Here is a 20,385-nt window from a genome sequence, read left to right as displayed (position 1 = left end):
AAAGCTAGAGTAAATTGACGATGACAAAAGCAATGGCAGCAACGCCAACAGCAGGAAGAATAGACATTCCAAACATTGTAGTCAAAACGATGACTGTTCCACCTGCTGCGGCAACAGGCAAGAGTTTATCGATCACACCACCTCCGCCAGAAGTAATATCATAAGTAATATGGCTACCACAATCCCCAAAAATGCAGATATTGATGCCACTCTCACCTGAAAACAATATAATTGTTGCTATCCCTAAAATAATTACTAATCCGACAACCAGGATATGTCCTGCGGGAAGTACATCGATCCAAGTTGCTGATTGAGCGACTTGTTTTTCATGTTCAGACATATAATTATTCTCCTCAATTAGTTGATTCAAAAATTTTGAAAAAAATCACCGGTGTCATTTATTTAATATGGTTCTGATAATAAACCATGCACCTACAGCGGCAGCAGCTACGGCGACGACTGGCGCTCCTAAAGCAGTTACTACTGCCCCTGTAGCAGTTCCGATAATCAAACCAGCAATATCGGGATTAATTGGATTCTCTGGCTTATCCTTGTTTGAATTTTGAGTTTCCTGATGATTGCTAAGTTGTGATTGACAATCTTTTGATAATTGTTTCGCCTGTTGACTCCAGGTCAGCAGTGGACTAGGACAGGAAGTTTGGTATTTGAATGTGAGTCCCACTAGAACCGGAGTCCACAAAATTAGGCAAGCGATTAGAAGAGTTGCCAAGTTTTTTTTGAATTTTTGGCGACTGGTTAAATTTACCGAAGAGTTGGTAGATTTTATAAACATAAGTCCATGACTTGGAAAGAGTATCGGTAATGAGGTAAACCATATACCAATATGGCCATAGTGTGGTTACATACAAAAAGCTACGATCGCCATAATCGATCGCTATCGAAAGAATTACACTCCTTTAAAGTTTAGTTCTCCCTAACTATAGAGCCGATCGCCTGACCCCTGCAACCAGAAAAAAACAGATTTTCTGGTCAATTTTGTGACAAAATGTCAAACGAATGCCAGAAAAAACCTGATTTTCTGATTCAGAACTGAGTTATAATGGCTGAAACCCTTACCAAGCCTAAGTTTATGGATATAACGGAATTGTTACAATTTGTGGATAGGTTGGTGTCACAACAGACGGGAGAACACCTAGACGACCTACAAAAGTCGATCATTCAAGGACTGTTGACAGGGAAGACTTACAAGGATATCGCGGAAGATATCGGGAATGATGGCTACAATGAAAACTATATCGGAGATGTTAGCCGTAAATTATTTAAGATTTTATCTCAACAGCTTAACGAGGATATTAAAAAATCCAATTTTTGTTGGACTCTGGAAAGGGCAATAAATTCCCAAATATTTGGCTTTAATAACAATAATGTGACTTTGTGTCCTTATTATCCGAATGGCAATTCTGAACAGGAAGAACAAGCGATCGCTACTCCCCAACCACCGCCACCCCAAAAAATATGCCACGATTTAACCATGGCACCTAAAATCTGGAAATTTGGCGATCGCACTGATGAAATAGATACCCTATCCCGTTGGTTAATTGATGAAAGTATCCCCTTAATATCAGTGGTGGGAATAGCGGGAATTGGCAAAACTACCCTAGTCAAAAAATTAGTCGATCGCCATAAAGATAATTTTGAGGTGGTGAGTTGGAAAAATCTAAAACTGTCACCACATTTAACGCCTATTGCTAATGATATTTTAACTAAATTTAATAAGGAATCCAGCCCCAAAGATTATCAAATCCATGACCTGATTAATCTGTTAATACAACAAAAATGCTTGCTAATACTTGATGATTTACAAGAACTATTTATCAGCGGCAAGTTGGCGGGACAATACCAAAAACCATATAAAAACTATAGCCAATTTTTGAGGACGATCGCACAAATTGAACATAAAAGCAGCATTATTGTCATCAGCCAAGAACAATCCCAAGAAATGTTATTATCCCTCAATAATGACCTATATCCTATCAAATCCTTAACTTTATCCGGCTTGAATAGTGTAGACATTTTAGAGAGCCTGCAATTATCAGACCGAGAAAGCTGGTCAAATTTAATCGAAATATACGAAGGTCATCCAGTCTATTTGGAAGATATTTGCTATTTAATTAGGAATATGTTTTGCGGTAAAGTCTCGGAGTTTTTGGCAGAAGACACCCCGGTAATCACGGAATTAATGAGTAGTCAATTAGGAGAAGTTTTCGAGCGATTATCTTCCATGGAAAAAGCGATCGCCTTACAGTTAAGCCAAGTTGACCGTCCCCTGTCGCGATCGCAGTTAACCGAAAAATTATCCCTATCCTCGACGGAGATCATCAAAGGTTTACAATCTTTGCAGAGACGATGCTTGCTAAAAACCATGGAAAATGGTACAATGATGTTCCGTTTATCTCCGGTCTTTAAACAATATATATGGAAGGGTTCAATGAGGGGTCTACCTGAAATCTGAGAGTTGGAGGGTGGTTTCCGGGTGATCATCTGGTGAGGGTGAGGGGTTATAGGTAGGATTAACTAATGTGAAAGTATAGCGATCGCTAATGCAAAATTTGCGATAAAGTGGGGTCTAATAATACAGAAATTAGTATAGCCCTATGAATCAACAGCTTAACGTCATGTCAAAATGGTGGCATTTGTTGGCGGGAATGATAGCAATAGTGATGGTATTGCTATTGTCCACTGCGCCAGCTATGGCTACAGGAGTTTATCAAATGCCAGACTTGAAAACTGGCGATCGCACTTGGATTATTGATGATGAGGATATTCTCAGTCGCGCTACCGAAGGCAGAATTAACCAAAACCTGGAGAAACTAGCCGAGACGGGGTATGAGGTCCGGTTAGTGACGATCCGCCGCCTGGACTACGGAGAAACAGCCCAAAGTTTTACAGATCAGTTGTTTGAGAAATGGTTTCCCACCGCAGAAGAGGCCGCTAATCAAACTCTGTTGATGGTGGATACCCAAACCAATAATAGCGCCATCCATACCGGAGACAAAGTAAAAGAGTTGCTAACTCCTGAGATCGCCGAGAGTGTTGCCAACGAAACCCTACAAGTCCCCCTGCGAGAAGGTGAGAAGTATAATGAAGCCTTCCTGGCGGCCACGGATCGTATAGTCAAAGTCCTCTCAGGACAAGGAGATCCCGGCGCACCTAAACTCCTGGAAAATCTGCAAGTGGGGAGTACATTTAAATCGGCTGAAGAAACCGACGACAAAAGTGCGACGATCTTAGTTGTGGTAGTCCTAGTAATTGCCACAGTCGCACCTATGGCGACTTATTATTACCTTCAACGGCCTTAAAAATGGGCTGATTTAAATCGATGCAGTTTATTGATCGCACTGAAATTGAAGTAGAAGCGGGAAAAGGGGGAGATGGCATAGTTGCCTTTCGCCGGGAAAAATACGTCCCGGCTGGAGGTCCGGCGGGAGGCAATGGGGGCCGAGGGGGGTCTGTGATCCTGAAAGCGGTGGAAGACTTGCAAACTCTCCTGGACTTCCAGTATAACCGTCGCTTTAAAGCTGATGATGGCAAACGAGGCGGCCCGAAAAATAAAACGGGGGCATCGGGAAGCGATCGCATTATCGAGGTCCCCTGTGGTACAGTGGTCTATGATGCCAATACCTTAGAGCTGATGGTGGATTTAGTCACCCCTAATCAGGAATTTTGCGTGGCGGCTGGGGGTAAAGGCGGTTTGGGAAATAGTCATTTTCTCAGTAACCAAAACCGCGCCCCTGATTATGCTTTACCGGGACTACCAGGAGAAAGTCGGCGACTACGACTAGAGTTAAAATTGTTGGCAGAAGTGGGGATTATTGGTTTACCGAATGCGGGAAAATCAACTCTGATTTCGGCAGTATCTTCCGCCCGTCCCAAGGTGGCAGATTATCCTTTTACTACCCTAATTCCTAATCTGGGAGTAGTCCGTAAACCGACGGGAGATGGGACGGTATTTGCGGATATTCCGGGATTGATTGAAGGCGCACACCGAGGGACTGGACTAGGTCATGAGTTTTTGCGCCATATAGAAAGAACCCGCATTCTCCTACACATGATTGATATTACCGACACAGACCCGATCGCTAATTATCAAATTATTCAACAGGAGTTAATCGCCTATGGGCGAGGTTTGGAAAGGCGGCGGCAAATTCTGGCGATTAACAAAATTGATGCGGCGGGGGACTCGGAGGAAAGAAGTAAGGCGATCGCTTCTCAACTTGAGGCGATCGCCGGGGTTCGAGTGTTCCTTATTTCGGCGGTAGCCCGCATTGGTTTGGAGGCACTTTTACAGGAAGTTTGGCGATTTTTGGATGACTTAAAGACCGAGGAGTAATTTGGCGGTACTTAAATAAATCCAGATCCCCAAAATATCGACAATGGTGGTAATAAAAGGAGAGGACATCAAGGCGGGATCTAACCCAAAGGAATGAAACAGAAAGGGTAATCCCGCCCCGGCGGTGGCGGCAATAATAGTAATACAAAGTAAACTAATCCCGACGGTTAAACCGATTTCAATTTGTCCTAAAAAGACAAACACCATCCCAATTACTACCACCCCTAATAAAATCCCCAAAAGTCCGCCAGTCATGGACTCGCGTATAATCACCCAAAGGGGTTTTTTATATTTCAATTCTTCGGTACTTAACCCGCGAATGACGACGGTAGAAGACTGGGCTCCGACATTCCCACCCGCATCAATTAACAGAGGGGTAAAAAAGGCTAAAGCGACGACCTCATCAAGGACGGCTTCAAAATTGCTCATCACCAAAATAGTTAAGGCGTTGGTGATTAACAAAATGAATAGCCAGGGGATACGTTTACGGGTAATGGTGGCTAAATTGGATTGGAAATAGCTTTCCCCCTCAGACCTGACAGCACCCATAATATAAATATCTTCGGTGGCTTCCTTTTGCAAAATATCGATCGCATCATCTACGGTTACGACTCCGACTAAGGTATGATCGCGATCGACCACAGGTAAAGCCACTAAATCATAACGTTGAATGGAACGGGCGACTTCTTCCTGGTCTGTATCTGTTTGGGCAAAAACCACATCAGGATTAATGATATCACCGAGGAATTGATCAAGGTCAGCTAATAATACATCCCGCAGAGAAGCGACTCCCATTAACCGCCGCTGTTCATCAACTACATAGACATAATAACTCACTTCGCGATCGCGTGCTAATTGTCTAATGCGATCGGATGCCTCTTTAATGGTTAAATTGTACCTCAAAGCGATATATTCAGGGGTCATGAGACGGCCGGCTGTTCCCGCCTGATAACCTAATAACTGAGAGGTGGCTTTACGTTCTTCGGGTGAGAGTTGGGCGAGAACCCGCCGCACTAACCGAGGGGGTAATTCATCAAATAAACCCGCGCGATCGTCGGGAGCCATACTATTGACAATCTCTAATAATTCGGAATCTCGAAACTCCTCAATTAAAGACTGTTGAATATCTGTAGAAAGGTGTTCATAAACTTCTACGGCTTCTGCTTTAGAGAGTAAACGAAAAGCAGTCAATTGCATGGCTTTGGGCAACCCATCTATTGCCTCAGCAATATCGACAGGCTGCACTGGCAATAATAGAGTTTTAACACCTTCCCAGTTGCGATCTTCTAATAACAGTCGCAATTGTTCCCTAACAATGGCTCGCAATTCACTCCGGGAACTCTTTTCCTCAATCTCCTGCATAGTTTTAGCTCCTGGGAATAATTAACTACAGTATTAAGGATATAGCAAAATCACTATGATCTAGTATATTCCCGCTCAAAAATAGTGACTTGCTATACATGAACATGAGTGCATTTTGCTAAAATAAGGGGGTGTCACCTAGGACGGGAGGAAGTAACATTGAACTCTGACACAGATACGATTCAATCTATAGATCCCATTCAGTGGGACGAAAAATTTATCTCAACTTCTCATGCTGAACCGAGTTTTTACTATTTCGCCTACGGTTCCTGTATGTGTCCGGTAGATTTGCAACGGACTCTAGGTGAACCTACTCATTCCTATGTGATCGGACCTGCTACTCTACGGGGTTATCGGTTGGGGTTTTATCGCCATTCCCGGCGGCGCAATTGTGGCGCTTTGGATATAGTTAAAGATGCTAATTCTTCTGTGGAAGGGGTTTTGTATCGACTTCCTTGGCGTTTAAGCGATCGCCTTGATGAACGGGAAGAGGTGAAAATTGACCCGGATAAACAGGTTCATATTGGCGGATATCGCCCAGAAATGATTGACGTACATTCTCAGGGTAAGGATTATCAAAACGTGCGGACTTATATGGTCATTAATAAACTCACCCAAGAATTAGCCCCCAATGATTGGTATTTTAATGTAGTTTTACGGGGTGCAGTTACCTGTGGTTTAACTCAGGAATATTGTTGGCAACTATTTAACCATATGTATAATCTGCAACGCCAACAAGTTAATTATCAGAATTCCTAATTAATTATCAATGGGTTACTGTAGAGACCAGCCTAGCCTGGTCTCGGCTGATGATTAGACCTCAGAAATCATTGACTTCTGCAATAATATCCAAGCTGGTTTTTGCCTGATTATTGGTATGCTTATAAAGTTCCCGTAAATAGATATTACCATTTTGATATTCAATGTAAAACATCCATTTTGATGTCGGGTCAATATCTACGGTGTAAATCTTAGCGTGAGTCCCCTTTAATCGCTTGAGGCGACTCATAGGAAAGTATTGATTTTGATAGGATTGGGGATTTTGTAACTCCGCGATCGCCGCCAAAAATTTCAGTTGTTGAGGTTCGGAAAAAACTGCCATAGCTTGGCGAATAATACCGCGATCGTCAATTAATGGGGGAAATGGTGATGACATCAATAACTATCCTTGTGGTCAATTATTTTTTGATATATGGAGTTACCGACCTGTCGATAAGCTGTAGCAGCATGACGGCTTTCTATGGCTTTAAATAGGGTAATTAACAGGCGATTAAATAGGGGGTCTTCGTCAATGGTGAGAATTACGCGCAGGTAGTAGTTAACAATAAATGAGTATAGGGAAGAACGGTAGTTATCTTTGAGATGAAATTGACAAAACTGATGAAGTCGTCTACTCCGCAGACTAGAGTTAGTTAATAATAAGGGAAGCCAATGTTCAACTTCCTTGAGGATAATTAATTGTTCTTCCTGACTAAATTTAGCTAAGTCCTGATTAAACTCATCAGTGGATTCAAACACAAGATCCATAATAGATTCACCCCTCACCGTGATTAAGCGATCGCTCACTATGTCTTCTGTTTCAATAGGGCCAGGTGCTGGTCAGGAAAACTATTACGGAGGCGAAAGCTAAAACCCCTTGGAGTAAATTACCGAGGACGGTCCCGACAAAAATCCCGATCGCCGCCTTAACAGCGGAGCGCACCCGCAGACCCAAGACCAAATCCTGACGATAGAGAAATTCTCCGACAAAAGCGCCCACCAAAGGACCTATTAACAGTCCTAATAAAGGTCCGCCAAAAGGTAAAGCTGGTAAGAGACCAAAAAACCCCAATAATAAGCCAATGATCGCGCCAATTTGTCCCCATTTACTAGCGCCAGCTTTTTTAGCACCCAGATAAGCACTGAGGAACTCAACACCGACACTTAAAAGCAGGACAGCGATCGCCACACCAATAGGCCACCCCATACCAGAAAAACCAGCAAAGATAGCCCAAATCAAAATAGCGGTAACAATCAGACCTGATCCAGGCAGCCCCGGAACGACGGCTCCGATGACTCCCAGGAGCATTACCAGCACCAATACCCAGTATAAAAATAGCATTGTCTACCCCATTTTCAGTTCTAAATTTTCGTGGCATCAGACCAACCAGAGCGATCCAAAGTATCAGCCAATTTATCAGCAATTCCCTCGATCCAAACTTCATCTTGTTTGGTATAGCTGCGGGGAGTATTCGCCCCCAAAATCAAGACACCGCGATCGCCCATAGGTTGGCAGATGACACCCTGAGTATTAGGAGGCAAATAGTCAAACTCAACCCTTCCGGGATACAAGGCCAAATTGACCAAGTAAACAGGTTTGCGGGTCTTCTGAACCCGTTTAACAATAGGTCCGGGTTCGACTTGAGAATTAACCCCTAAAACGCCGCGTCGGAGTAACACCTGAGCATCCCAAACCACCAAAAGCGATCGGGTGACGGTATTAGTTAACAACATCAGAGAAGCCCAAGCCAGTTCAGTTTTGACCACATCAGGCAAATCCGGCTGGAGTTCAAAACCTTGGGGACCCTCCAACTCCACAGCGTCCGGTGGGACAGGTTGAATTTGCTGCCACAGTAAGCCAGTCAAAATCAACAAAGCGCTTAATATGACTCCCAAGGCATCCGAGCGGGCTTGAGAGTCCAAAATCTGGGGGGTTTCTAAACGATTGACGAGCAATAGCACCCCCCCTAAACCCCCCACAACCAGGGGCAAAAGTCGCAGAACTCGGTTAGAATTTATTTGAGCCATTTATGAGAAGCTCTAAAGGACAACTGAGATCCGATCAACCCACTTCTGAAGGATCAATAATCCGCTGGAATAAATAGCCAGTACCGCGAGCGGTCAAAATCAGTTCTGGGTTGCTAGGATCATCTTCTAACTTAGCTCTGAGGCGGGAAATATGCACATCCACGACGCGAGTATCAACATGGCGTTCGGGAGTATACCCCCAGACCTCCTGGAGAATTTCGGATCGGGAAAAGGGTTCTCCTGACCGACTCACCAAGAGTTCCAATAGGCTAAACTCCATCCCGGTTAAGCGGATGCGTTCATCACCTTTGTAGACCTGTCGCTTGTTGGTGTCAATCCTAATACTGGCAATTTGGATAACTCCAGAACTGGGAATTCCAGAAGCGCCATTTTTATCAATGCGGCGCAGGACGGAACGGATACGGGCCTCTAGTTCCTTGGGTGAAAAGGGTTTGACGACATAATCATCTGCGCCTAATTCTAACCCGGTGATGCGATCGGCGACATCCCCCAAGGCGGTGAGCATAATAATGGGAATGTCAGACTCCTTCCGTAATTCCTGACAAACTCCGTAGCCATCTAGTTTAGGCATCATCACATCCAAAACCACGAGGTCAGGTTCTGTCTGGCGGAAGATTTCTAAAGCCTCTTCCCCGTCGGCCGCAGTTACTACATCGTAACCGATCATAGAAAGGCGAGTTTCCAAAATCCGGCGGATGCTGGCTTCGTCATCGACAACTAAAATTCTTTCCTTATGGTTTTCCAATTGACCTCAATACTCCCTCTATAACACTAGACTTACTTTCATATAGTTTAACTGTAGGTGCGATCGCCTCTATTGTGCGGGTGGCATATAGCGCGTGTTGATCCCATTGTTTGCATATACAATAAGATTGTACAGCCACTATTTTAAACAATGCCCAAGCCTCGAACATTATATGTTTGTCGTGAATGCGGGGCCGAGTTCTCCCAATACTTTGGTCGCTGTTCCAATTGTCAAGCCTGGAATTCTCTTGTAGAACAGGTGGTTGAACCATCCCCCACGCCGTCTCTACAGCGGTTTAGTTGGAGTGAGTTGGGGTCTGGGTTAACGGAGGATACTGTCAATAAGCCCAATCAAGGACAACCGAGGTTATCATTTAAGCTGTCTCAGATTTCTGATCAGACTCAATCGCGCATCCCTTCTGGATATGGAGAGTTAGATCGGGTGTTGGGAGGTGGCATTGTTCCGGGGTCGTTGGTGTTGATTGGCGGTGAACCTGGTATTGGTAAGTCTACTTTACTGCTACAGGTGGCTAATAGTTTATCCCATCATGCCCGGGTGCTATATGTGTCGGCGGAAGAATCTGGTCAACAGGTAAAATTGCGATCGCAGCGTTTATGGAATGCTCCATCAGTGGCTAGTGTAGCTGATGATGATGCTCATGACTTACAGACTGACAATGATGCACAAGTAAATAACCACCATAGTTCAGATGCTGTGGAAGTTACTAATGTTGACCCGTTTACCCAACAGTTACGCAACCAACACCCTCAACAGACATCCCTCGCTACAGGAAATGGTCATTTATCTTCTGCTCAGTCGCCACCGGAATTATCCCCAGAGTCGGAAAATGGTGAAAATGGCCATGATTCTCGGGAGGAGGCGGATTTATTTTTGCTCCCAGAGACGGATTTAGAGGTCATCCTGCGGGAGTTGGAATCCCTTAAACCCACTTTGGCGATCATCGATAGTATTCAAACTATTTATTTCGCTAGTCTAACATCGGCTCCCGGTTCTGTCGCTCAGGTGCGGGAATGTACCTCGGCTTTGATGCAGGTGGCGAAACGGGAAAATATTACTTTGTTGATTGTGGGTCATGTGACTAAGGATGGCAGCCTGGCGGGTCCCAGGGTTTTGGAACATTTGGTTGATACGGTATTGTATTTTGAGGGCGATCGCTTTGCGTCTCACCGTCTATTGCGATCGATGAAAAATCGATTTGGCGCTACCCATGAAATTGGCGTGTTTGAGATGGTTTCCCACGGGTTACAGGAGGTTTCTAACCCGTCGGAATTGTTTTTGGGAAATCGCGATGATTGCTCGCCGGGAACTGCCACTATTGTCTCTATGGAGGGAACTAGACCTATTGTGGTCGAGATCCAGGCTTTGGTGAGTCCTGCTAGTTATGGGTCGGCGCGACGGACGACTACGGGGGTTGATAGTAGCCGTTTGATGCAGATTTTGGCGGTTTTGGAAAAGCGCGTTGGTATCCCTCTTTCTAAGTTAGATGCGATTGTCGCTTCTGTGGGAGGGTTAAAGGTGGATGAACCGGCGGCGGATTTGGGAGTGGCGATCGCCATTGTCGCTAGTTTCCGCGATCGCCTTGTTGATCCTCGCACCATTTTAATCGGCGAAGTCGGATTAGGCGGACAGGTGCGCCCCGTGTCACAATTAGAGTTAAGATTGCGGGAGGCGGCTAAGTTGGGTTTTAAACGCGCTATTGTACCCAAGGGACAAAAACCAGAAGATTTGGGAATGCAAATTTTACCCGTGGGTCGAGTAATTGATGCGATTCTTGCTTCTATCCCTACTCAACCTCCCAATGTGTCTCAGAGTTTTGATGATGATTTCGATGATGATGATATCGGTTTTTGAGTTAAGCTCAAAGTAGGTATAAACTGCTAGTTTTTCAGTCCGTTGTCAAGGGGGGGGAATTTATTATGGCTCATACTATTGTTACTGATGTCTGCGAAGGGGTCGCTGATTGTGTTGGCGCTTGTCCCGTGGCTTGTATCCATCCCGGTCCCGGTAAGAACACTAAGGGAACTGATTGGTATTGGATTGATTTCGATACTTGTATTGATTGCGGGATTTGTTTACAGGTCTGTCCGGTAGAAGGCGCTATTGTAGCGGAAGAGAGACCAGAGTTGCAACAAACTCCAGAATAACTTGAGGTGACGATCGCTTTGTGTGTTTATGATCTTGGCGATCGCCCTAACAATGAACACTAATCTACACCATTACAACTCGAATTATGATACAGCAAGCGATCGTGACTACCAGTGGTGATGTCCTCAATGTGCGTTCTAGTCCCTATGGTCCCGTTATTGATACTGTTGAACCCGGAACTGTGGTCGAAGTGATCGGAACTCCTGTTCCTCAAGGAGGGTTGACTTGGGTTCCTATTGGTGGCGATCGCTGGGTATCGCGAGAGTTTTTAACTGTTCATAACCCCACCACTGAAACTGATGATCATCTCGCTAATACTATTGGCGGACCGAAAATTGTCGCTACTCAAACACAAGAGACCATCGCTGGTGGTCTAAAGGTCTATCACACAGAGTTATTTGATGCTGGGGGATGGTTAGTTAATACAGTCCGCTGTATCTCTGGTCGTATCGGTCAGCAAACACCATCAGACCAGCCTGGATCTCAAACACCCATTCCTTTTGGGGTTTATACTTTTGATATACCAGGTTCCGTAGAATATGCTGGCGGCGAATTTGGCGGGGTTTGGTCAGCAGTAACTCCCACCTTTGAAACCGATCGCGGCGGGTTTGGGGTTCATTATGATCCTTCCGTTTTTAAGGATAATGAAGAAACCGGAACCGCTGGCTGTTTGGCTACTCCTACTATTGAAGAACGGGATCTGATGACCGATTTTATCCGCACCCATGCTCCCACTCATTTGATTATTCAACCCCAATTAATCGATAATGGACCCATTACAGACCCGTCAGAGCGTCAGAGTTCGGGTCCGGTAGGGGTTCCTGAAGACTAGAAGACCAAATATCATCTATTTCCGGGTTGAACTTTGGCGATATTTCCGAGACTTTGTTTATATCTAACCGATTTTGTTCTTGGAGTTTGACTAATTCTTCCTGATAGGTAGCAATGAGGCGAGCTAAACTTAGGGCGATCGCATCCCAAGCCTCATCGCTCCTGATTTTATCGGCAATCCCCTGAAACAAACCCTCTTGTTTACTATTTTTTACATATTCTTTCAGACGAGAACCAGATTTTTGTATAGCCGCTTGGTAAACATCACCATTTGACCACCAGATCCCCGGTTGATTCAGTAACCAAGTGAAAATATACTCCCGTGCGTGTTGTTCGCGAACCCAAGTAGCTAGATACTTCAATTCATCCATTTGTCCCTCCGACCCCATATTGGCTCTGAGTGAGATTTGAGATTGTCCCTGATTCATTCTACATTAATGCTCATCCCGTGGCGATCGATTCTCATCTCCCCTAATTTACTCAAAGGCGATCGCCTTCCCGTCCAGGTGCGAATAACTGCGATCGAGCATTTAAGGGGGTTCATAATTCCAGACATTGTGAACCCCGATCAACTGTAGTCATTAGACAGAATTAATCATCAATTAAACCGCTAACATAGCCTTTCTATAAACCATTTCCACAACCTCAGCCAGAAGCTTCATTCCTTCCATAATCTCCTCATCAGTAGCAGTCAGGCTAATGCGAATACATTGATTTTTGTGCGACCATTCTTGTTGTAATCCTGGGAAAAATGAATTGCCAGGAACTACGATAATACCCACTTTTTTAAGCTCCTGATATAGTTCCAAGTCTGTGATTGGCAAATCCTTAAACCAAATCCATGCAAAAATAGCACCTTCTCCCCGATGCAAGAACCAGGGTAAATCCTTCGACATCGCATCATTTAACGTCGCTTCTAATATCGTAAATTTCTGGCGGTAGTAGGGACGAATTACCTCAACCGAAATATCCGATAAAGCACCTGATCCAATCGCTCTAGCTGCTATAGCTTGTCCGTAGCGGGGGGAGTGAATACAGGCGTTCGTTTGGAAGGCTTCCAAAACCCTAATCACATCTTCATTACCAATAGCCACACCTAAACGCTCTCCGGGTAATCCGGCTTTAGACAAGCTGATACAGTGGATAATATTATCAGCAAAAACCGGATCCATGTCCGTAAAATTCAAAGCCGGGAAAGGGGGAGAATATGCGGAATCTACGAAGACTGGGACATCGTAAGGGGAGGCTAAATCTGCGATTTTTTGCACTTCTTCGGAGGTGAGAATATTGCCGCTAGGATTACAGGGACGGGAAAAAATAACGCAGCCTGTATCCTCATTAATTGAGAGTTGATTAAAGTCGGGACGATATTTAAACCGATGGGAATTTTCGTCTATGTCGAGGGTGGGTTGATAAGCACAAACCGCCTCGGGAATAAGACTAACGCCGCCGTAACCTGTATAGTCTGGACTGAGGGGAAGGACAATGTTTTTAAGGTTTCCCTGGCTGTTATAACCTCCGAAGGCGTTGGCGGCGTAAAAGTAAATTGATTGACTTCCGGGAGTGACTAGGATATTGCGATCGCTTAAATTTAACCCATAGCGAGAGTTAAAATCTTCCACAATGACATCAATAAAAGGTTTGTACCCTTGGCTAGAACCGTAGCGACAGACCACTTCGCCATATTCGGGACTAGATAGCAGTTGCTGAGTACATTCGCGCCAGAGTTGTTCGACTTCTGGTAAGATGACCGGGTTTCCGGCGCTTAAATTAATAAATTCTTGACCTTTACCAGAGCGCAACGTTTCGATAATATCTTTCATAATAGCTCGGACTCCCGTTAAACGAGACATCCGATCGCCAAAGTTCGTCAAAGCCGGATTCATAGTAAACTTCACCTATAATTAACTAGAATAGATTTTAACCAGACCTGGAGACAGTGGGGAAGCCAAGTAGCCAGTTTGTATTTTGTCCGGGTTGGGAGTGCAGGTCAAGTTAAAAAGTGTAACAATTTGGGGTTAGCCACATTTGATTGTGTTATAATGCCGCACAGAGCCGGGTTACTTGATTAGATTGGGAAAACATAATTAAACTCATCTAGCCTAGCTTGATAGACCGAGTAGAACCCGCGTCCAATCCGCGAACCATGCAGACACACGCCAAGGAGAACCTAGACTGTGGAGATACTCGCTGGAATTTTCGCCCTTTTGTTTGTCATCGGTATTGTTGTCGTCATTCTGGTGGCTATTGTGGGTGTCCAGGCTTATAATAGCCTAGCACGTCTACGCAGACGCTATCAAAATGCCTATGCTCAGATTGATGTTCAACTCAAACGCCGCCATGATTTAATCCCTAATTTGGTCGAAACAGTTAAGGGTTATATGGCTCATGAAAGGGGAACCTTAGAAGCTGTTATTGCGGCTCGTAATGCTGCTGTGACCGCCACGAATCAAGCAGCAGCCAACCCTGGTGACCCCCAAGCCATGCAACAGTTAGGACAGGCGGAAGCTGCTTTAACCGGTACATTAGGAAGGTTATTTGCTCTATCAGAAGCCTACCCAGATTTAAAGGCTGATAAGTCCATGGATCAACTCATGGAAGAGTTGCGATCGACTGAAAACAAGATTGCTTTTGCGCGACAGGCTTTTAACGATGCCGTAACTGTTTACAATACCAAAAGAGACGTATTTCCGAGCAATTTAGTCGCTAGTAGTTTCAACTTCCAAGAAGCTCAATTACTAGAAGAATCATCCCCCGAGGTGAAAGAAGTTCCTAACGTTTCCTTCTAATTATGAATTTCTTTGAGCATCAAGACCAAGCCAGACAAAACACCGTTTATTTGCTGGGTCTGTTTCTGGTGGCTGTGATTGTGATGATAGCCCTATTATATGGGGTGGTGGTATATGCACTGCACGATAATTTTTTGATATGGCGACCAGAACTATTGTTGTTAGTAGCCTTGGGAGTGGTGGCTACTGTGGGTGGGGGAAGTGTCTATAAATCCATTCAATTACGGGGGGGAGGTAAGGTAGTCGCTGAGGATTTGGGGGGAACATTAGTCGATCGCATGACCGGAGATGAACTGGAAAAACGACTACTTAATATTGTAGAGGAAATGGCGATCGCCTCTGGAATTTCCGTTCCCGAAGTGTATGTTTTAGGGGAAGAACAGGGAATCAATGCTTTTGCGGCGGGATTTACTCCCAATGATGCAGTAATTGGGGTAACGCGAGGTTGTTTAGAACAACTCGATCGCGATGAGTTACAAGGGGTAATCGCCCATGAATTTAGCCATATTCTCAATGGAGATATGCGCCTAAATCTCCGACTCATCGGAGTTATTCAGGGTTTAATCCTGATATATATTATGGGTCGGGTAATGTTAAGAGGTAGTTGGTGGGGGGGTAGTGACAACTCCTCGTCAAAAGGCAAAGATTCGGGCTTGATTATTGGTTTAGGAATGGTAGTTATTGGTGGGATCGGCTTTTTTTGCGGTAGGTTAATCAAAAGTGCCGTTTCTCGACAACGGGAGTTTTTAGCGGATGCTTCCGCAGTTCAGTTTACCCGCAACCCTGACGGTATTAGTGGCGCACTACAAAAGATTGCGGGCTATAAATCTGGTTCTAAGGTAACAAATCCTAGGGCTGAAGAAGCTAGTCACCTGTTTTTTGGGGAGGCTTTTACAGGGATTTTTGAGAGTTTCGGACAAATCTTTGCAACTCATCCCCCTGTGAAAGAAAGGGTTAAGCGTTTGGAAGGTTTCGCGGGTCGCACTTGGTCGGTGGAAGAAACCGGAAATAATGCTTCTATGTCGTCTATAGCTTCCGGTAATGAAATGGTGGCGGGGTTTGCGGGTTCATCGCCTCAACCACAGCCGCAACCGGAGTCCTTGTCGGTTTCACCGGATCGGGTAGTCGCCGGAGTGGGAACTACCAACCCTAAACACCTTGATAATGTGCGGGGGTTTTTGGCGGATATCCCCGAACCTGTACGCATGGCTACCCGTGATGTAAATGGGGCGATCGCCATTATTTATAGTTTATTGTTGCATACAGACCCAGAAGTGCGCGATCGCCAAATGTCTTCCTTGCGAGAGTCCTCCCCGCCGCCAGTGTTGGAAATGATCCAAAACCTGAGTCCTTACCTCGAGAGTTTGAACGCGCGGACTCGTCTACCGTTGATTGATTTAGCCATACCTGCTTTGCGTGGTGGAAGTGTTAGCCAGTGTACCCAACTGCTGAAACAAGCCAGGGTTTTGATTCAAGCTGACAATCATCTGAGTCTGTCTGAGTATGCAATTTTTGTCGTGTTGCGTCAACGGTTGACTAACTACTTTCCCGCCACACAGCAGGAACCTAAAGTTAAGTTTACTGAGATTAAACAGATTTGGTCCGATTGTGTTATTGTGTTATCGGCTTTGGCTCGCGTCGGCCAAGATTCTCCGGGGGCGGTTGATATGGCTTTTCAAGCCGGACTGTTGCGCCTACCTAGAAATTCCGGGGAAACTTTACCCACTCAACCCGGTGAATATAGTTTGACTCAAGTTGGTGAGAGTCTCAAACGTCTGGAACTCGCCGCACCCAAACTTAAACAGGCGGTGGTTGATGCTTGCGCCTATACTGTCCTGGCTGATCACCATGTCACCTTAGACCAAGCCGAGTTACTCAGGGCGATCGTGATTTCTCTTAACTGTCCTATTCCACCATTTTTAGACGCACCCAGCAGCGCCAATCAGAGATAGAGTGGAGACAATTATTTTTCTCCACTCTAGCAAGTTATTAACCAGGACTGTTGATCGCCTTCCATTCCAGAACCACTGGAGACGGCACAGCGATCGCAGATTTTGTTTGAGCGATCGAAAGGTTAAGCTCAATTTGATCGGCTTGGGAAATTTTGGGCAAAATATCGGTTAAATCGTATTGTCCAACATTCGGGCCGGGTGCTTTTTCGCCAAACTCATCTACCGCCTCAAGTATCCTACCATTACTGAACACAATTTGCAACGGTTCAGGATGATTAAATGTTACCGAACCCGGAAACCCCACCAAACGCAAACTAACGTCTTTTACCTCCCCATTTTTGACCCGCTTAAACAGAATGACCTGCCAAGAATTACCTTGATGATCTCTCAAACTATGGCGAGATTTATAAAGTATCTGTCCGGGAGCCTCCTCCTGTTGTTGAATTAAGGCGATCGCTGTTTCAGGCGAAACCATAACCAACAGCAAAGGGAGGATAATTAGCAACAAAATCGACACCAGTTTTCTGACATTAATCAACATTAGTTCTAACATCCCTTTAAACAAAGCTTTGATGCCAACTGATTGTTAACTTAACCATTTAGTTATAATAACAGATAATCACATTAAATGGGGCTATTTCTTCCAGTATTCTGGTGTCCCCGGCTGGGAGTATATTTGCTTATATAGCAGTTCCCGGACTGATGAGGTACTTTTCAAAGCCCCTCTCCTTTTCTGGGAGAGGGGTTTGGGGTGAGGGCTGTATTTGATAGATATGAGAAGCGCTATAGTGATGATTAATTATCACAAATTAGCGCTGTTTACACACTAACATAGTCATATCATCATGAACTTGATGATCGCCGATGTATTCCATAACATCATTAATAATAGACTGTCGAATTTCAGCAGCAGTCAGATGACGATTTTCCGCTACCACTTCACAGAGTCGAACTACTCCATAGTGAAGCTGATCAGCATTTTCTGCCTCAGTAATACCATCAGTATATAAAACCACCACATCCCCAGCATTTAAATAGGTAGTATAATGGCTAATAAACTCCGATATATCATCAACCAATCCAATCGGGAAACCCAGATCAATAGTTTCGATACGTTGCATATTTCCATCAGCACGAACTAAAATTGCTTCCTCATGTTGACCACAGATTCTGATTTATTCATCTTCATAATCAAGCAATACCAGAGTCATATTTTTATCACAGTTCATTCTTACCACATTGAGGTAAATAGTTCGATTAAGAACATCCAAAAATCTGACCCGATCAGTTTCTCCCGCTTCCAGTAAAGTTCGGACAGCAGTTTGAGCCATTAACATCACCATACCACTTTCTAAACCGTGTCCGGTGACATCTCCCATGCAGATAGTCACCCCGCCGCCAAAGGCGAGAACATCATAATAATCTCCTCCTATGTCTGTAGCAGGTTCCATATAACCCGCAATATCAAGGTTTTTAATGTCCTGAAGTTCCGCTTCACTGGGTAACAGCAAACGTTGTAGACGGCGGGTAATTTCCAACTCCATATTCAGAGATTTATTTTCATAATCTAGCTGATGATTAAGCATTTTAATTTCTTGATATGCTAAAGCCAGGGACTCTTGAGATTTTTGCCTTTCAGTAATATCTCTAAAAGTGCCAATCATAAATGATCTGTTTCCTAATTTAGCCTGATTTAACGTAACTTATACCGGAAATTGAGAACCATCAGCCCGCCATCCTATAGCCGACTGACAAGGAGATTTTAACCATTTTTCAATTAGCAAACTATCCCAATTGTAGGAATTATCATCAGCCCTCACCAATTTCCTAATTTCCATCCCAATCAACTGTTCTTTCCCATAACCAAAGATAGCCTCAGCACTAGGATTAGCGGTCAACACCACCAGAGAAGATACCGTAAAAGTAAGAATAGCATCAGTAGCAGTCTCCACGATCGCCTCCGTTTTTCGCACCGCTGCTTCCAAAGCATCCATTACATAATTATAGCGGCTGGCAATTTGTCCAACTTCCGTAAATGGTTCCACCGGAACCCGCAAACTCAAATCCTTAGTTTGAGCTTGAAAGTCCATAACTTTAAACAGTTCATAACTATCTGTTTTAGCGCGATGTTCATAAATGTTTAGTCCCATATTTTCCCCTTCTTCCGAAACTCGCAAAGGGTAGAATTTATTGATAATTAACAGCAAAATCAAACTGAGTAAAAATCCCCGGATAGCACCACTGACTATTCCCAACACTTGTACAGCTATTTGACCAAAGCGATTTAAGCCTGTATTTAGCACATCTAATCGCCCAAATAAACCCACTGCCAAAGTCCCCCAAACTCCTGCCCCCACATGAACCGCCACTGCATCTACAGCATCATCAATGCCCCACCTAACTAATTGTTTAGATACCTCTGTAGCAATGATAGCTCCCAAGGCTCCAATGATTATGGCTGGCAAAGTTCCCACCGCATTACAGGAGGCAGTAATTGCTACCAATCCAGCCAGAGAGCCATTAATTAAACATTCTATTTCTACCCAACCTGTGCGCCATAAAGACACAAATAAATTGACTAACATTCCCGCGACTCCGCCTAAAATAGTATTCACAATAATCACGGGAATTTTATCGTTGACCACCAAGGCGCTACCACCATTAAACCCTAGCCAACCTATCCAAAGTAGCATCACTCCTAACACCGACAAAGGTAAATTAGACCCATGAATTTTACGGGGACTTTTACCTTGAGGAAATCGGCCCGCTGCGGGGTCCAATTACTAATAAAGCAGCCAGGGCTACCCATCCCCCGATACTATGAACAACAGTAGACCCCGCAAAGTCGATAAACCCTAACTGATCTAGCCAACCATTAGCGACACCATTATTTAAACCATTCCAAGCCCAATGTCCAAAAATCGGATAAATTAACCCAGAGGTAAAGCCAGCGACAATTAAATAGGCTTGAAATCGCATTCTTTCCGCAACCGCCCCAGAAACAATGGTGGTGGCGGTGCTACAGAACATAGTCTGAAATAGAAACAAAGCAGCTACACTGGGGATGTTGCTAACATCTAAAACAAAGTAACTAGAACCAAATAGTCCTAATTGGGAGGTACCAAACATTAGCCCATAGCCGATCGCCCAAAATAGCCAGACAGAAATTCCGAAGTCAGCTAGGTTTTTGATGGCAACATTAATGCTATTCTTGGAACGGGTTAACCCCGACTCCAAACACATAAACCCGGGCTGCATCAGGAATACTAAACTTGAGCAAATTAGCAGCCATATCAGATCATTCATGAATTATAAGATGGTTGGAAAAGGTGGCTGTTCAATATTTATAGGATTAAGCAATCAATTCAGGAAAGAATCGAA

General features: G+C 44.4%; 22 protein-coding genes and 1 pseudogene. 9 read left to right on the top strand and 14 right to left on the bottom strand.

Going from position 1 to position 20,385, the window contains the following annotated elements:
- Positions 1 to 4: 4 nt before the first annotated feature.
- Positions 5 to 340, bottom strand: a complete 336-nt coding sequence (locus HFV01_RS01900) for a hypothetical protein (protein ID WP_006670680.1) — start codon at positions 338 to 340, stop codon at positions 5 to 7.
- Between the two features lie 54 nt (positions 341 to 394).
- Entirely contained in the window at positions 395 to 793 is a 399-nt protein-coding gene (locus HFV01_RS01895) for a hypothetical protein (RefSeq protein WP_006670681.1), read from the bottom strand.
- Between the two features lie 267 nt (positions 794 to 1,060).
- Here HFV01_RS01895 and HFV01_RS01890 point away from each other — a divergent pair, with 267 nt between their 5' ends.
- The 3 genes from HFV01_RS01890 to obgE all read left to right on the top strand — a co-directional run bounded on the left by HFV01_RS01890 (position 1,061) and on the right by obgE (position 4,351).
- Positions 1,061 to 2,473, top strand: coding sequence for a helix-turn-helix domain-containing protein (locus tag HFV01_RS01890; RefSeq protein WP_111891359.1), 1,413 nt, complete (start codon positions 1,061 to 1,063; stop codon positions 2,471 to 2,473).
- A 142-nt stretch (positions 2,474 to 2,615) separates the two neighbouring features.
- A complete protein-coding gene (gene psb32 / locus HFV01_RS01885; protein WP_006623418.1) occupies positions 2,616 to 3,320 on the top strand; it encodes a photosystem II repair protein Psb32 in 705 nt (234 codons plus the stop codon).
- A gap of 20 nt (positions 3,321 to 3,340) precedes the next feature.
- Entirely contained in the window at positions 3,341 to 4,351 is a 1,011-nt protein-coding gene (gene obgE / locus HFV01_RS01880) for a GTPase ObgE (RefSeq protein ID WP_008054914.1), read from the top strand.
- On the opposite strand, the gene mgtE is transcribed toward obgE, so the two are convergent.
- Positions 4,334 to 5,713, bottom strand: a complete 1,380-nt coding sequence (gene mgtE / locus HFV01_RS01875) for a magnesium transporter (RefSeq protein WP_006623416.1) — start codon at positions 5,711 to 5,713, stop codon at positions 4,334 to 4,336. The two genes, obgE and mgtE, sit on opposite strands and share 18 nt — an antisense overlap.
- A gap of 159 nt (positions 5,714 to 5,872) precedes the next feature.
- On the opposite strand from mgtE, the gene HFV01_RS01870 reads away from it, so the two are divergent.
- Complete coding sequence (locus tag HFV01_RS01870; protein WP_008054917.1) at positions 5,873 to 6,472, top strand: gamma-glutamylcyclotransferase family protein; 600 nt, start codon at positions 5,873 to 5,875, stop codon at positions 6,470 to 6,472.
- Positions 6,473 to 6,533: 61 nt separating this feature from the next.
- Here the strand turns inward: HFV01_RS01870 and HFV01_RS01865 are convergent, their stop codons facing one another.
- Genes HFV01_RS01865 through rpaB form a run of 5 tightly spaced genes read right to left on the bottom strand, consistent with a single transcriptional unit; the run spans position 6,534 to position 9,266 of the window.
- Complete coding sequence (locus HFV01_RS01865; RefSeq protein ID WP_006623414.1) at positions 6,534 to 6,869, bottom strand: hypothetical protein; 336 nt, start codon at positions 6,867 to 6,869, stop codon at positions 6,534 to 6,536.
- Positions 6,869 to 7,240, bottom strand: a complete 372-nt coding sequence (locus HFV01_RS01860) for a hypothetical protein (RefSeq protein WP_035759110.1) — start codon at positions 7,238 to 7,240, stop codon at positions 6,869 to 6,871. The genes HFV01_RS01865 and HFV01_RS01860 overlap by 1 nt, the downstream gene beginning before the upstream one ends.
- Positions 7,241 to 7,292: 52 nt before the next feature.
- On the bottom strand, positions 7,293 to 7,814 hold the full coding sequence (locus HFV01_RS01855) for a DUF456 domain-containing protein (RefSeq protein WP_006623412.1): 522 nt from the start codon (positions 7,812 to 7,814) through the stop codon (positions 7,293 to 7,295).
- A gap of 20 nt (positions 7,815 to 7,834) precedes the next feature.
- Positions 7,835 to 8,500, bottom strand: coding sequence for a cofactor assembly of complex C subunit B (locus HFV01_RS01850; protein WP_006623411.1), 666 nt, complete (start codon positions 8,498 to 8,500; stop codon positions 7,835 to 7,837).
- A gap of 34 nt (positions 8,501 to 8,534) precedes the next feature.
- Entirely contained in the window at positions 8,535 to 9,266 is a 732-nt protein-coding gene (rpaB, locus tag HFV01_RS01845) for a response regulator transcription factor RpaB (RefSeq protein WP_006623410.1), read from the bottom strand.
- 150 nt (positions 9,267 to 9,416) lie between these two features.
- Here rpaB and radA point away from each other — a divergent pair, with 150 nt between their 5' ends.
- The 3 genes from radA to HFV01_RS01830 all read left to right on the top strand — a co-directional run bounded on the left by radA (position 9,417) and on the right by HFV01_RS01830 (position 12,264).
- Positions 9,417 to 11,138 carry a DNA repair protein RadA gene (gene radA, locus HFV01_RS01840; protein ID WP_193520779.1) on the top strand — a complete coding sequence of 574 codons (1,722 nt, stop codon included), beginning with the start codon at positions 9,417 to 9,419 and terminating at the stop codon, positions 11,136 to 11,138.
- Between the two features lie 65 nt (positions 11,139 to 11,203).
- Positions 11,204 to 11,431: a ferredoxin family protein gene (locus tag HFV01_RS01835; protein ID WP_006623408.1), complete on the top strand. Its 228-nt coding sequence runs from the start codon at positions 11,204 to 11,206 to the stop codon at positions 11,429 to 11,431.
- An 86-nt stretch (positions 11,432 to 11,517) separates the two neighbouring features.
- Entirely contained in the window at positions 11,518 to 12,264 is a 747-nt protein-coding gene (locus HFV01_RS01830; RefSeq protein WP_008054927.1) for an SH3 domain-containing protein, read from the top strand.
- Here the strand turns inward: HFV01_RS01830 and HFV01_RS01825 are convergent.
- Entirely contained in the window at positions 12,209 to 12,691 is a 483-nt protein-coding gene (locus tag HFV01_RS01825; protein WP_006623406.1) for a hypothetical protein, read from the bottom strand. The two genes, HFV01_RS01830 and HFV01_RS01825, sit on opposite strands and share 56 nt — an antisense overlap.
- Positions 12,692 to 12,865: 174 nt before the next feature.
- Positions 12,866 to 14,149 (bottom strand): valine--pyruvate transaminase, encoded by a 1,284-nt coding sequence (locus tag HFV01_RS01820; RefSeq protein ID WP_008054929.1) that lies wholly within the window; start codon positions 14,147 to 14,149, stop codon positions 12,866 to 12,868.
- Between the two features lie 291 nt (positions 14,150 to 14,440).
- On the opposite strand from HFV01_RS01820, the gene HFV01_RS01815 reads away from it, so the two are divergent.
- Positions 14,441 to 15,052, top strand: coding sequence for a LemA family protein (locus tag HFV01_RS01815; RefSeq protein ID WP_006623403.1), 612 nt, complete (start codon positions 14,441 to 14,443; stop codon positions 15,050 to 15,052).
- Positions 15,053 to 15,054: 2 nt separating this feature from the next.
- Positions 15,055 to 17,004 carry a M48 family metallopeptidase gene (locus HFV01_RS01810; protein WP_193520778.1) on the top strand — a complete coding sequence of 650 codons (1,950 nt, stop codon included), beginning with the start codon at positions 15,055 to 15,057 and terminating at the stop codon, positions 17,002 to 17,004.
- Positions 17,005 to 17,041: 37 nt separating this feature from the next.
- Here the strand turns inward: HFV01_RS01810 and HFV01_RS01805 are convergent, their stop codons facing one another.
- The 4 genes and pseudogenes from HFV01_RS01805 to HFV01_RS30020 form a co-directional block, all read right to left on the bottom strand.
- Entirely contained in the window at positions 17,042 to 17,557 is a 516-nt protein-coding gene (locus HFV01_RS01805) for a DUF3122 domain-containing protein (protein ID WP_008054934.1), read from the bottom strand.
- Positions 17,558 to 17,813: 256 nt separating this feature from the next.
- Positions 17,814 to 18,455, bottom strand: a pseudogene (locus HFV01_RS30025) (PP2C family protein-serine/threonine phosphatase).
- A gap of 252 nt (positions 18,456 to 18,707) precedes the next feature.
- Positions 18,708 to 19,784 carry a PAS domain S-box protein gene (locus tag HFV01_RS01790; protein WP_006623398.1) on the bottom strand — a complete coding sequence of 359 codons (1,077 nt, stop codon included), beginning with the start codon at positions 19,782 to 19,784 and terminating at the stop codon, positions 18,708 to 18,710.
- Entirely contained in the window at positions 19,750 to 20,310 is a 561-nt protein-coding gene (locus tag HFV01_RS30020; protein WP_235677530.1) for an ammonium transporter, read from the bottom strand. Before HFV01_RS30020 ends, HFV01_RS01790 begins: the two co-directional genes overlap by 35 nt.
- Between the last annotated feature and the right edge of the window lie 75 nt (positions 20,311 to 20,385).

Origin of the sequence: Limnospira fusiformis SAG 85.79, assembly GCF_012516315.1 — a bacterium.
Lineage (GTDB): Bacteria > Cyanobacteriota > Cyanobacteriia > Cyanobacteriales > Microcoleaceae > Limnospira > Limnospira fusiformis.
This window is presented reverse-complemented; position numbering and strand designations above follow the sequence as displayed.